This window comes from Arthrobacter sp. MDT2-16, assembly GCF_054510925.1.
The window spans coordinates 189,395-201,961 of the sequence record NZ_JBTNDP010000003.1 but is presented as its reverse complement, the minus strand read 5'-3'; the positions used below and the strand labels follow the sequence as shown (position 1 = coordinate 201,961).

Sequence of the window (12,567 nt, the reverse complement as noted above, 5' to 3'; positions counted from 1 at the left end):
GTGTCCGCGAATGTGAACGGTCACATAGACCGCGCATCCGCACTCCGATCCACCAGAGCACTGCTTCGCGGTCTCGAGAAGAACAAAGAGGTCCTTCCCTTGAGTGACTCCACCCCTGGCGCCCCGGCCGAGCAGAGCGGCCGCCCCACCTACGTCATCGGCGTCGACTACGGGACCCTGTCCGGGCGTGCCGTCGTCGTCCGTGTCTCCGACGGCGCCGAACTCGGCGCCTCGACGCTCGAGTACCCGCACGCCGTCATGGATGCCACGCTCGCGGCCACGGGGGAGCAGCTCCCGCCCGAGTGGGCCCTGCAGGTGCCCTCCGACTACGTCGACGTGCTCCGCACGGCCGTTCCCGCCGCCGTCCGGGAGGCGGGGATCGACCCGCAGGACGTCGTCGGCGTCGCCACCGACTTCACGGCCTGCACCATGGTCCCCACCCTCGCCGACGGGACACCGCTCAACGAGGTGCCGGGCTACGAGGGCCGCCCGCACGCCTACGTGAAGCTGTGGAAGCACCACGCCGCCCAGGGCCAGGCCAACCGCATCAACGCACTCGCCGCCGAGCGCGGCGAGGCGTGGCTGCCGCGCTACGGCGGACTGATCTCCAGCGAATGGGAGTTCGCGAAGGGCCTCCAGCTGCTCGAGGAGGACCGCGAGCTGTACGACCGCATGGACCACTGGGTCGAGGCCGCCGACTGGATCGTCTGGCAGCTCACCGGGCAGTACGTCCGCAACGCCTGCACCGCCGGCTACAAGGGCATCTACCAGGACGGCGCCTACCCGTCCGAGGAGTTCCTCGCCGCGCTCAACCCCGACTTCGCAGGGTTCGCCCGCGAGAAGGTGGAACACACCATCGGTGCGCTCGCGTCGAAGGCCGGCACCCTCTCGGAGCAGGCCTCGGGGTGGACCGGCCTGCCGGCGGGCATCGCCGTCGCGGTCGGGAACGTGGACGCCCACGTCACGGCTCCTGCCGCGCAGGCCACGGACCCCGGCCAGATGGTGGCCATCATGGGCACCTCGACGTGCCACGTCATGAACTCGGACCGCCTGAGCGAGGTGCCGGGCATGTGCGGCGTCGTCGACGGCGGGATCGTCGAGGGGTTCTACGGCTACGAGGCCGGTCAGTCCGGCGTCGGTGACATCTTCGCCTGGTTCGTCGCGAACCAGGTGCCCGGCGAGATCCGGGACGCGGCCACCGCGCAGGGCCAGAGCGTGCACGAGTACCTGACGGAGCAGGCGCAGGACGAACCCGTGGGTGCGCACGGACTCGTCGCCCTCGACTGGCACTCCGGCAACCGCTCCGTCCTCGTGGACCACGAGCTGTCGGGCACCATCGTGGGCCTGACGCTCGCCACCAAGCCCCACGAGGTCTACCGCGCACTCCTGGAATCGACGGCCTTCGGGACACGCAAGATCGTCGAGACCTTCAACGCCGCCGGCGTGCCCGTCACCGAGTTCGTCGCCGCAGGCGGCCTCATCCGCAACCCGTTCCTCATGCAGGTCTACGCCGACGTGCTGAATATGCCCATCTCCGTCATCGGCAGTTCCCAGGGGCCGGCCCTCGGCTCCGCCATCCATGCCGCCGTCGCCGCCGGTGCCTACGAGGACATCCACGCGGCCGCCGCCGCGATGGGCCGCCTGAACCGCGCCGCGTACACCCCCGACGCGGACCGCGCCGCCGCCTACGACGCCCTGTACCGCGAGTACACCGAACTGCACGACTACTTCGGCCGCGGCACCAACGACGTCATGCACCGGCTCAAGGCCCTCCGCCGCTCGGCCCGCACCCAGCAGGCCCCGATGCAGCAGGCGGTGTCCGCATGAGCCGGTTCACCCCTGGGGTCGAGGCCGCCATCGACGCCGTGCGCCAGGACGTCGCCGCCCTCCACGCCGAACTCGTGCGCTACGGCCTGGTGGTGTGGACCGGCGGGAACGTCTCCGGCCGGGTGCCCGGCGCGGACCTCTTCGTCATCAAGCCCTCCGGTGTCGGCTATGACGAGCTGACGCCGGAGAACCAGATCCTGTGCGACCTCGACGGCAACGTCATCGCGGGTACCCCCGGATCCGAGCGGTCGCCGTCGAGCGACACCGCGGCGCACGCCTATGTGTACCGGCACATGCCCGACGTCGGCGGCGTGGTGCACACCCACTCCACCTACGCGGTGGCCTGGGCCGCGCGCGGCGAGCCGATCCCCTGCGTGATCACCGCCATGGCGGACGAGTTCGGCGGCGAGATCCCCGTCGGTCCCTTCGCCATCATCGGCGACGACTCGATCGGCCGCGGCATCGTGGAGACCCTGACCGGCCACCGCTCGCGCGGCGTGCTCATGAAGAACCACGGGCCCTTCACCATCGGCCGGGATGCCAGGGACGCCGTGAAGGCCGCCGTCATGCTCGAGGACGTGGCCCGCACCGTCCACATCTCCCGCCAGCTCGGTGACCCCGCGCCCATCGGGTCCGAGCACATCGACTCCCTCTTCGACCGGTACCAGAACGTGTACGGTCAGCCCTCGACCCCAGGAGCCCACGCATGAGCCCCCTCAGCACCACCCTCGACCCCTACGAAGTCTGGTTCGTCACCGGCAGCCAGGACCTCTACGGCGAGGAGACGCTGCAGCAGGTCGCGGAGCAGTCCCAGGAGATCGTGCGCATGCTCGGCGATGCCGGCCTGCCCGTGAAGGTGGTCTGGAAGCCGACGCTCAAGGACTCCGCCTCCATCCGGCGCATGGCGCTCGAGGTCAACGCCGACGACGCCGCGATCGGCGTGATCGCCTGGATGCACACCTTCAGCCCGGCCAAGATGTGGATCGCCGGACTCGACGCCCTGCGCAAGCCGCTGCTGCACCTGCACACCCAGATCAACGTGGCCCTGCCCTGGGGCGAGATCGACTTCGACTTCATGAACCTCAACCAGGCCGCCCACGGCGACCGCGAGTTCGGGTACATCCAGTCGCGCCTCGGCGTGCCGCGGAAGACCGTCGTGGGACACGTCTCCAGCCCCGAGGTCTGCGCCAAGGTCGCCACCTGGCAGCGCGCCGCCGCGGGCTGGGCCGCCGTGCACGAGCTGAAGGTCGCCCGCTTCGGCGACAACATGCGCAACGTCGCCGTCACCGAGGGTGACAAGACGGAGGCCGAGCTGCGCTTCGGTGTCTCGATCAACACCTGGGGCGTCAACGACCTCGTCGCCGCCGTCGAGGCCCAGTCCGACGCCGCTGTGGACGCCCTCGTGACCGAGTACGAGGAGACCTACGACGTCGCCCCCGAGCTGCGCCGCGGCGGGGAGCGCCACGAGTCCCTGCGGTACGGTGCCCGGCAGGAGCTCGGGCTGCTGTCCTTCCTCGAGGACGGCGGGTTCGGCGCCTTCACCACCAACTTCGAGGACCTCGGCGCGCTCCGGCAACTGCCCGGCCTCGCCGTCCAGCGGCTCATGGCCCGCGGCTACGGCTTCGGCGCCGAGGGCGACTGGAAGACCGCCGTCCTGGTGCGCGCCGCGAAGGTGATGGGTGCGGGGCTGCCCGGTGGCGCCTCCCTCATGGAGGACTACACGTACCACCTGGTGCCCGGGGAGGAGAAGATCCTCGGGGCGCACATGCTCGAGATCTGCCCCACCCTGACCACGTCGAAGCCCTCCCTGGAGGTGCACCCGCTGGGGATCGGCGGCAAGGAGGACCCGGTGCGGCTGGTGTTCGACACGGACGCCGGCGCTGGCGTCGTCGTGGCGATGTCCGACATGCGCGACCGCTTCCGCCTCACGGCCAACGCCGTCGAGATCGTCCCGCCCGACGCCCCGCTCCCCAACCTGCCGGTCGCGCGCGCAGTGTGGAAGCCGGAGCCGAACCTCGAGACGTCCGCTGCCGCCTGGCTCAGTGCCGGGGCGGCGCACCACACCGTCCTCACCACCGCCGTGGGCCTCGAGGTCTTCGAGGACTTTGCGGACATCGCCGAGGTCGAACTGCTGCGGATCGACGCCGACACGAAGCTGCGGGACTTCCAGCGCGAACTGCGCTGGAACGCGGCCTACTACCGGCTCGCGCAGAAACTCTAAGAACTTTCTCCAGAAAGCCGGCACCGCTGCCGGAAACCACTCACAAGAAAGTCCCACCATGAATCGGAACTATCTGGCCGGCATCGCGGCCGCCAGCATCCTGACCCTCAGCCTCACCGCCTGCGGTGGCAGCAGGGGCGGCGGCGACGCCGCCGCCGAGGGCGGGTCCAACGAGGGCGCCAAGATCGGTGTGGCCATGCCCACGCAGCAGTCCGAGCGCTGGATCGCCGACGGCGAGAACGTCAAGAGCCAGCTCGAGGACCTCGGCTACGAGGTGGACCTCCAGTACGCCAACGACGACATCCCCACGCAGGTCTCGCAGATCGAGAACATGATCAACGGTGGCGTGAAGGCCCTCGTCGTCGCGTCGATCGACGGCACCACCCTCACGAGCGTGCTCGACCAGGCCGAATCGCAGGACATCCCGGTCATCGCCTACGACCGCCTCATCAACGGCTCGGACACCGTGGACTACTACACCACCTTCGACAACGAGGAGGTCGGCGTCCAGCAGGCCACCTCGCTGCTCACGGGCCTCGGGATCCTCGACGCCGAGGGCAAGGAGACCGGCGCGGCGGGTCCCTTCGACGTCGAGCTCTTCGCCGGCAGCCCGGACGACAACAACGCCACGTTCTTCTGGGACGGCGCCATGAAGACGCTGAAGCCCTACCTGGACAGCGGGGTGCTCCGCGTCCCCAGCGGCCAGACCGACTTCGAGCAGGCGGCGATCCTCCGCTGGCTGCCCGACACCGCGCAGGACCGCATGGAGGACCTGCTCACCGTCGGCGGCGGAGAGCGCCTCGAGGGCGTCCTCTCCCCGTACGACGGACTGTCGATCGGCATCATCTCGGCCCTGACCTCGGGCGGCTACTCCGCCGACGAGCTGCCCGTGGTCACGGGCCAGGACGCCGAGGTGGGATCGGTGAAGTCGATCATCGCCGGCGAGCAGTACTCGACGATCTTCAAGGACGTCCGGGAACTCGGCAAGCAGGCCGTCACCATGGTGGACGCGCTCATGAAGGGCGAGGAGCCCGAGGTCAACGACACCGAGACGTACGACAACGGCGTGAAGGTGGTCCCGTCCTACCTGCTCGAGTCCGAGATCGTCACGGTCGACAACTACGAGGAATCCCTCGTGGAGACCGGTTACTACACCGAGGACGAGCTCAAGTAGCCCTCCCGTAGTTCCATGATGCCTGTGGCTCCGGACCGTTCCTGGTCCGGAGCCACAGGCGCCCTCGCCCGGCGGCTGCCGGGACTTCCACTCGAGTAAGCGAGGCATGACCATGGCGGAGAACATCCTTCGGATGCGCCGCATCACCAAGACCTTCCCAGGCGTGAAGGCACTGCAGGACGTCACCCTCGACGTCGAGCGTGGAGAAGTCCACGCGATCTGCGGGGAGAACGGGGCCGGGAAATCGACCCTCATGAAGGTGCTGTCGGGCGTGTACCCGCACGGCACGTACGACGGCGACATCGAGTTCGACGGCTCCGTCGTGGAGTTCAAGGACATCCGCGACAGCGAGCGCGACGGGATCGTCATCATCCACCAGGAGCTCGCCCTCTCGCCGTTCCTGTCCGTGGCCGAGAACATCTTCCTCGGGAACGAACGCGAGAAGCGCGGCTTCATCGACTGGAACGAGACCAATGTGGAGGCGGGGAAGCTCCTGCGCCGCGTGGGTCTCGACCTTAACCCGGTGGTACGGGCCGGTGACATCGGCGTGGGCAAGCAGCAACTCGTCGAGATCGCCAAGGCGCTGTCCAAGAACGTCCGGCTGCTCATCCTCGACGAACCCACCGCGGCGCTGAACGACGAGGACTCCGCGCACCTCCTGGGGCTCGTCAAGGGACTCCGCTCCGAGGGCATCACGTGCATCATCATCAGCCACAAGCTCAACGAGATCCGGGAGATCGCCGACTCGGTGACCATCCTCCGGGACGGGCGCACCATCGAGACGCTCAGCCTGCATGACGGCTCCGTCACCGAGGAACGCATCATCCGGGGCATGGTGGGGCGCGACATGGAGAGCCGCTACCCCGAGCGCACGCCCGTCATCGGCGAGGAGGTCCTCCGGGTGGAGGACTGGACCGTGCACCACCCCCAGGAGACCTCCCGGGTGGTCGTGGACTCGGCGAACCTCTCCGTCCGCGCGGGCGAGGTGGTGGGGATCGCAGGCCTCATGGGAGCCGGGCGCACCGAGCTCGCCATGAGCGTGTTCGGGCGGAGCTACGGCTCCCGCATCACCGGGACCCTGTACAAGAACGGGACCGCGATCGCGCCGCGCACCGTCAGTGAGGCCATCGGGCACGGCATCGCGTACGCCACCGAGGACCGCAAGCGCTACGGGCTCAACCTGATCGACGACATCAAGCGCAACGTCTCCGGCGCCGCCCTCGGCAAGCTCGCGAAGCGCGGCTGGGTGGACAGCGGCCGGGAGGCCGTCGTCGCCGGTGACTACCGCAGGTCCATGAACATCAAGGCGCCCTCCGTCACCTCCATCACGGGCAAGCTCTCCGGCGGGAACCAGCAGAAGGTCGTGCTCTCCAAGTGGATGTTCTCGGACCCCGACGTCCTGATCCTCGACGAACCCACGCGGGGGATCGACGTCGGCGCCAAGTACGAGATCTACACGATCATCAACCGGCTCGCGGCCGAGGGGAAGGCCGTGATCGTCATCTCCTCCGAGCTCCCCGAGCTCCTCGGCATCTGCGACCGCATCTACACCCTCGCCGAAGGCCGCATCACCGCGGAAGTGCCCATCGGGCAGGCGACCCCCGAACTCCTCATGCAGTACATGACCAAGGAAAAGGACTGACTCCATGGCAACCACCGTCAAGGACCCCCACGTCGCGACGACGCCGCCTCCCGTGAAGAACGGGTTCTCCTTCCTGACCAGCAGGCTGCGGCAGATCGGCATCTTCGTAGCCCTCATCGCGATCGTGACCCTGTTCCAGGTACTGACCGGCGGAGCGCTGCTGCAGCCGGACAACGTCTCGAACATCATCGTGCAGAACAGCTACATCCTCCTGCTGGCCATCGGCATGGTCATGATCATCGTCGCCGGGCACATCGACCTGTCGGTCGGGTCGGTGGCGGCCTTCGTCGGCGCGATGTCCGGCATCATGGTGCAGGACTGGAGCTTCCCCTGGTGGGCGGCCTTCCTCGCATCGCTGGTCATCGGCGGACTCGTGGGCGCCTGGCAGGGTTTCTGGGTGGCCTACGTGGGCATCCCGGCCTTCATCGTCACGCTGGCCGGCATGCTCGTGTTCCGCGGCCTGACGCAGATCGTGCTCGAGAACCAGCGCATCACCGGCTTCCCCGAGGAGTACCGCCAGCTCGGCGGCGGCTTCCTGTTCCCGGGACTCTTCCCGGCGGAGACCAACCTCCTCGACTGGACCACCGTGGGCCTCGGCGTCATCGCCGTCGCCCTGCTGGTGGCCACGCAGCTGCGCGGCCGGGCGACCCGCGCCCGCCTGAAGCTCGAGGACGAGCCGGCGTCGTGGTTCTTCACGAAGCTCGGGTTCATCGCGGCCATCATCCTCGGCCTGACCTACCTGCTCGCCAGCTCGCGCAGCGGGACGCCGATCGTGCTCGTGGTCCTCGGCGTGCTGATCGTCGGCTACAGCGCGGTGATGAGCAACAGCGTCTTCGGCCGCCACATCTACGCCGTCGGCGGCAACCTGCAGGCGGCACAGCTGTCGGGCATCAACACCAAGCGCATCGACTTCATGCTCTTCGTCAACATGGGCGTCCTCGCAGCGCTGGCCGGCCTCATCTTCACGGGCCGCCTCAACTCCGCGGGGCCGGGTGCCGGCAACCTGTTCGAGCTCGACGCCATCGCGGCGGCGTTCATCGGAGGTGCGGCGGTGACGGGCGGTGTGGGAACCGTGATCGGCGCCATCACCGGAGGGCTCATCATGGGCGTGCTCAACAACGGGATGTCGCTGCTCGGCGTCGGCATCGACTACCAGCAGTTCATCAAGGGCATGGTGCTCCTGCTCGCGGTCGGGTTCGACGTCTTCAACAAGCGGCGCGCCTCGAACGCGCTGAAATAGGGCCGACGAGAAAAGTTTCCGGGCGGGCGTAACTTTCACGTCCTCCGCGTCGATTACCGGTATGTAAGCCGCACCGAGGTCTTTCCCCCAACAGACCTCGGTGCGGCCTTTTCATTGATCCGGCCCGCGCGGCCGGGCGCTTCGGGGGAGGGGCCAGCGGTTACGATGGGTGTCGCCCTCCCCCCGGACAAGGAAGAGACCGTGGTCACACCGCTGCCTGATGATGCGCTGGTCCGCGCACAGGCGGGCGACCCCGCGGCGTTCACCGAGATCTACGAGACCCTCGGTCCGCGCGTGCTGGGCTATTTCCGGGGACGCGGCTCGGAGGATCCCGAGGCGCTGACGCAGGACGTCTTCCTCACGGTCTTCTCGAAACTGGACTCCGTCTCCGGCGGGGTGCAGGGCCTGCGCACGTTCACCTTCTCGGTGGCCCACGCACGGCACGTGGACGAGGTGCGGAAGAGGGTGCGTGCGCCGGTCCTCGTGGGCTACGAGGCCGAGGGCGACACGCGGGTCACCGAGTCGGCGGAGACGGTGGCGCTGGGCAATCTCGACTCCGCGGGGACGGGTGGGATGCTGGCGCAGCTCAATGCCGAGCAGCGCGACGTGCTCCTGCTGCGGATCGTGGCGGAGCTGCCGATCGAGCAGGTCGCAGAGATCCTCGGGAAGTCCGCAGGGTCGGTCAAACAACTGCAGCGGCGGGGGCTGCTCAAGCTGAGGGAACTGGTACAACCCAATGGATCGGACGCGCCATGACTGCACGTGACACCCCGTCGCCGGAGCCCGTGCTGCGTCTCCTCGGGGAGAGCGGCCTGCCCGAGGAGCCACTGCTCCTCGACGCCGTCCGGCACATCGGTGCGCTCGGCGAAGGACCGGCACCCGACGCTTCCGCCGAGCTCGGACAACTGATGGCCGACGGCGGCCGGGCACCGAGGAGCCGTCGGAACAGACGCCGCATCACCTTTATCGGTGGTGCGCTCGCGGTGTCGATGGGCGCCGGGATGTCAGGGGTCGCGGCAGGAACACTCCACCTGCCCTCCGGTCTGGGCGACGCCGTCGACTCGATCGTCCACTTCACGGCCCGCGATGGCGCCGGTCGCACGGAGCGCCCTGCACACCCGCAGACCGGCGCATCGGAGGTCCGTGCACCCTCCGGCCGTGGGGCTGCAGGCGCTGCCGACGAGCACCGAACTGCCGGCCCTCCCGGCGACAAGCCTCCCGGAGCTCCCGCGGCGTCCGGTTCGGCTCCATCGACGTCGGATCCCGCAGCCCCGGGGACCGGGACCTCCGTCGGTCCGGATGTCCTCCCGGCGTCCGGGGCGCACTCGTCCTCCGCCGTGAGCGGTGTCTTCGCCGTATCCCCGGCCGTGCCCCTTGTCGCACCGAGCGCCCAGGAACCTGCCGGACCTGTCCCACCTGCTCCTGCCCCGCCGCTGCCGCCTGCCCGTGACACCCGCATCACCACGGCTCCTGCTGGTCCACCCGCACCCGTGGCGGTCCCTGTCCCGAAGAAGGGCACTGATACTGATATCGCCGAGCCGGGCCCGGACAGGGTGGAGCAGCGCAAGGTCGGTCCGGTGAGGGCTGGTCAGGACACGACGGGTCCGGGCAGGGCTGGTCAGGACACAGTGGGACCGGTGAAGGCTGGTCAGGACACGACGGGTCCTGCCGGGAAGAATCGGGACGAGACGGGCCATGACCGGAAGATCGGGATGAAGCGCCTCGACGTCGGTCCCGCAGCGGATGAGGTCCAGTCACTGCCGGCGCCGCAGCGTCCGGGTATCTCGTGGCTCCGTACACCTGCCGCACCGTCGAACCCCGTGACCTTCCACGGCGACGCTCCCGTGGCACGGGAAGCCGACTCGATGGAGCTGTTCCTGGCGGAGACGTTCGTCGACCCGGCGGCCGTACCACCGGAGGAGTACCCGGTGCCGGATCCCTGGGCCGGAGATGTCGTCCCCGAGGGACCCGCCGTACCCGAAGTGCCGGATACGTCGGCTGCCGGCGTCGTGCCGGAGGTATCGGACGCGCCCGCGGGCGGCATCGTCCCGGAGGTGCCGGGCGAACCTGCTCCTGGGGCGGTGCCGGAGGTGCCGGACGCGCCTGCTGCGGACGTCCTGCCGTCACCGGGTGACGTGCCTGATCCTGCGGTGCCGGGCGCCCCGGCCGCCGGCGTCATCGAAGCGGGGAACGGCCTGCCCGCAGGCCGCTGATCGCGCCGATCGCGTCCACCGGTGCGGCGATCGACGCTGCGTGGTGGCGGCCCGGGGCCGAAGCGCTACGAGGTGATCTGGCGCTTCGAGGAGATGACTCCGGTGTTGAACCCGGCGAGGTTGAGCCCACCGTGGAAGCGCGCGTGCTCGATCTTGATGCACCGGTCCATGACGACGTCCAGGCCCGCAGCCTCCGCGTCCCGCGCGACGTCCTCGTGCCACGAGCCCAGCTGCAGCCACAGCGTCCTGGCTCCGACGTCGAGGGTCTCCTGCAGCACCGAGGGCAGGTCGTCGTGCCTGCGGAACACGTCGACCACGTCGGGCACCTCGGGCAGGTCCTTCAGCGAGCCGTACGCGGGCTGCCCCAGGATCTCCTTCGCCACCGGGTTCACGAAGTACAGGCGGTAGGGGGAGGAGGACTGCAGGTACGTGGCCACGAAGTAGGACGCCCGGGAGGGCTTGTCCGAGGCCCCGACGATCGCCACAGACCGCGCATTCCTCAGCAGGGCCAGGCGTTCGGGCGCCGATGGCCCTTCCCACGTGCGCTCCGGTGCTGTCGTGCCGCTCATGCTCCCACTCCCACTGCCCGCGTTGCCGAGGCGTCGTCGTCGTTCTCCCCGGCCGCTTCCTGCGGGAGGTCGTCGAATGCCTCGTCCGACGAGCCGGTCGCGGTCTCGAGCGCCTGGTCGAGATCCCACAGGATGTCGTCCAGGTCCTCGAGCCCCACCGAGATGCGGACCAGGTCCTCGGGCACGCCCGCCGCCACGAGCTGCTCGGCCGAGAGCTGCTGGTGCGTCGTCGAGCCGGGATGAATCACGAGTGTGCGCGCGTCGCCCACGTTCGCCAGGTGCGAGGCGAGCTGCAGCGATTCGATGAACTTCTGGCCCGCCTTGCGTCCGCCCCTGATCCCGAAGCTGAACACCGATCCGGGGCCCTGCGGCAGGTACGTCCTGGCGCGCTCGTGGTGCACGTGCGTGGGGAGTCCCGCGTAGTTGACGTACTCGACCCGGGGATCGGCCTGCAGCCACTCGGCCACGGCCTGGGCGTTCTCGAGGTGCTCGTCGAGGCGCTGGGCGAGCGTCTCCACGCCCTGCAGGAGCTGGAAGGCCGACGACGGCGAGAGCGACGGACCGATGTCGCGGAGCTGCTCGGTCCGCAGCTTGGTCAGGAAGCCGTACTCCCCGAAATTGGCCCACCACTGGATGTTGCCGTACGAGGGCACGGGCTCGGTCATGGTGGGGAACTTGCCGTTGCCCCAGTCGAACCGGCCGCTCTCCACGACCACACCGCCCAGGGTGGTGCCGTGGCCGCCGATGAACTTGGTGGCCGAGTGGATCACGATGTCCGCGCCGTGCTCAATGGGCCGCACGAGATAGGGCGTGCTCAGGGTGGAGTCGACGATGAACGGCACGCCGGCGTCGTGCGCCACCTTCGCCAGTCCCGCGAGGTCCGCGATCTCCCCCGAGGGGTTGGCGATGACCTCGGCGTAAACGGCCTTGGTGTTCTCCCGGATGGCGGCCGCGTAGTCGGCGGGGTCGGTGCCGGGCACGAAGGTGGTCTCGATGCCGAAGCGGCGCAGCGTGACGTCCAGCTGCGTGACCGTCCCGCCGTACAGCTGGGACGCGGCGACGATGTGGTCGCCCGCCTGGCACAGCGCCGCGAACGTGATGAACTCCGCGCTCATGCCCGACGCCGTCGCCACCGCGCCGATGCCGCCCTCGAGGGAGGCGATGCGCTCCTCGAACGCGGCGACGGTGGGATTGCCGATGCGTGAGTAGATGTTGCCGTACTTCTGCAGCGCGAAGAGGTTGGCGGCGTCGTTGGTGTCCTTGAACACGAACGACGTCGTCTGGTAGATCGGCACAGCGCGCGCGCCGTGCGTGGCGTCGGGGGTGCCGCCGGCGTGGAGTGCGCGCGTGCGGAAGCCGAAGGAACGTTCTGCCATCAGATACCTGCCTTGGTGGGTCCGTTGGTCGCGCCGTACCCGGAGGGCCCCGGGTCCCTGTCGCGCGGGGAGTGTGCGCCTCCGGAGGGCTGCGGGAAGTCTGCGGGGTCGGTGGCGCTCATCGTGTCCTCCATCGGTCTGGCAGTAGCACCCTTCTGTCGCCGCCGGACGGCGGAGGCCAGGGTTGCTGCGGCGTCAGGGAGCCAGATCTCTCAGCCGCTCGGGATGGTCAGAAACGAGTGTGACACCGCCCCGCGGCGGAACCAAACCATGTGTCATCGGATGAGGCGGACGACCGATTCCGG

General features: G+C 69.2%; 11 protein-coding genes and 1 riboswitch. Of the genes, 8 read left to right on the top strand and 3 right to left on the bottom strand.

The window, feature by feature from the left end; translation table 11 throughout:
* The first annotated feature begins 99 nt into the window (after window positions 1–99).
* The 8 genes from araB to ACX80N_RS07480 all read left to right on the top strand — a co-directional run bounded on the left by araB (window position 100) and on the right by ACX80N_RS07480 (window position 10,317).
* Entirely contained in the window at window positions 100–1,827 is a 1,728-nt protein-coding gene (gene araB, locus ACX80N_RS07515) for a ribulokinase (RefSeq protein ID WP_459338888.1), read from the top strand.
* Window positions 1,824–2,537 (top strand): L-ribulose-5-phosphate 4-epimerase, encoded by a 714-nt coding sequence (locus tag ACX80N_RS07510; RefSeq protein ID WP_105032497.1) that lies wholly within the window; start codon window positions 1,824–1,826, stop codon window positions 2,535–2,537. Before araB ends, ACX80N_RS07510 begins: the two co-directional genes overlap by 4 nt.
* The gene (gene araA, locus ACX80N_RS07505) at window positions 2,534–4,048 is read left to right on the top strand and encodes an L-arabinose isomerase (RefSeq protein ID WP_459338887.1); all 1,515 of its coding nucleotides are present in this window, start codon (window positions 2,534–2,536) and stop codon (window positions 4,046–4,048) included. The genes ACX80N_RS07510 and araA overlap by 4 nt, the downstream gene beginning before the upstream one ends.
* A gap of 58 nt (window positions 4,049–4,106) precedes the next feature.
* Window positions 4,107–5,222 (top strand): multiple monosaccharide ABC transporter substrate-binding protein, encoded by a 1,116-nt coding sequence (gene chvE / locus ACX80N_RS07500; RefSeq protein WP_459338886.1) that lies wholly within the window; start codon window positions 4,107–4,109, stop codon window positions 5,220–5,222.
* Between the two features lie 112 nt (window positions 5,223–5,334).
* The gene (gene mmsA / locus ACX80N_RS07495; RefSeq protein ID WP_105032683.1) at window positions 5,335–6,864 is read left to right on the top strand and encodes a multiple monosaccharide ABC transporter ATP-binding protein; all 1,530 of its coding nucleotides are present in this window, start codon (window positions 5,335–5,337) and stop codon (window positions 6,862–6,864) included.
* 4 nt (window positions 6,865–6,868) lie between these two features.
* Window positions 6,869–8,104 (top strand): multiple monosaccharide ABC transporter permease, encoded by a 1,236-nt coding sequence (mmsB, locus tag ACX80N_RS07490; protein ID WP_105032500.1) that lies wholly within the window; start codon window positions 6,869–6,871, stop codon window positions 8,102–8,104.
* A gap of 201 nt (window positions 8,105–8,305) precedes the next feature.
* Window positions 8,306–8,860 carry an RNA polymerase sigma factor gene (locus ACX80N_RS07485; RefSeq protein WP_240615187.1) on the top strand — a complete coding sequence of 185 codons (555 nt, stop codon included), beginning with the start codon at window positions 8,306–8,308 and terminating at the stop codon, window positions 8,858–8,860.
* Window positions 8,857–10,317 (top strand): hypothetical protein, encoded by a 1,461-nt coding sequence (locus tag ACX80N_RS07480; RefSeq protein WP_459338885.1) that lies wholly within the window; start codon window positions 8,857–8,859, stop codon window positions 10,315–10,317. Before ACX80N_RS07485 ends, ACX80N_RS07480 begins: the two co-directional genes overlap by 4 nt.
* A 65-nt stretch (window positions 10,318–10,382) precedes the next feature.
* On the opposite strand, the gene ACX80N_RS07475 is transcribed toward ACX80N_RS07480, so the two are convergent.
* From ACX80N_RS07475 to ACX80N_RS07465, 3 genes are read right to left on the bottom strand one after another with little or no spacing between them, the layout of a single operon-like run.
* The gene (locus tag ACX80N_RS07475) at window positions 10,383–10,886 is read right to left on the bottom strand and encodes a CoA-binding protein (protein ID WP_105032503.1); all 504 of its coding nucleotides are present in this window, start codon (window positions 10,884–10,886) and stop codon (window positions 10,383–10,385) included.
* Window positions 10,883–12,262 carry an O-acetylhomoserine aminocarboxypropyltransferase/cysteine synthase family protein gene (locus tag ACX80N_RS07470; RefSeq protein WP_105032504.1) on the bottom strand — a complete coding sequence of 460 codons (1,380 nt, stop codon included), beginning with the start codon at window positions 12,260–12,262 and terminating at the stop codon, window positions 10,883–10,885. Before ACX80N_RS07470 ends, ACX80N_RS07475 begins: the two co-directional genes overlap by 4 nt.
* Window positions 12,262–12,384, bottom strand: a complete 123-nt coding sequence (locus ACX80N_RS07465) for a hypothetical protein (protein WP_459338884.1) — start codon at window positions 12,382–12,384, stop codon at window positions 12,262–12,264. Before ACX80N_RS07465 ends, ACX80N_RS07470 begins: the two co-directional genes overlap by 1 nt.
* A gap of 5 nt (window positions 12,385–12,389) precedes the next feature.
* Window positions 12,390–12,494, bottom strand: a riboswitch (SAM riboswitch).
* Between the last annotated feature and the right edge of the window lie 73 nt (window positions 12,495–12,567).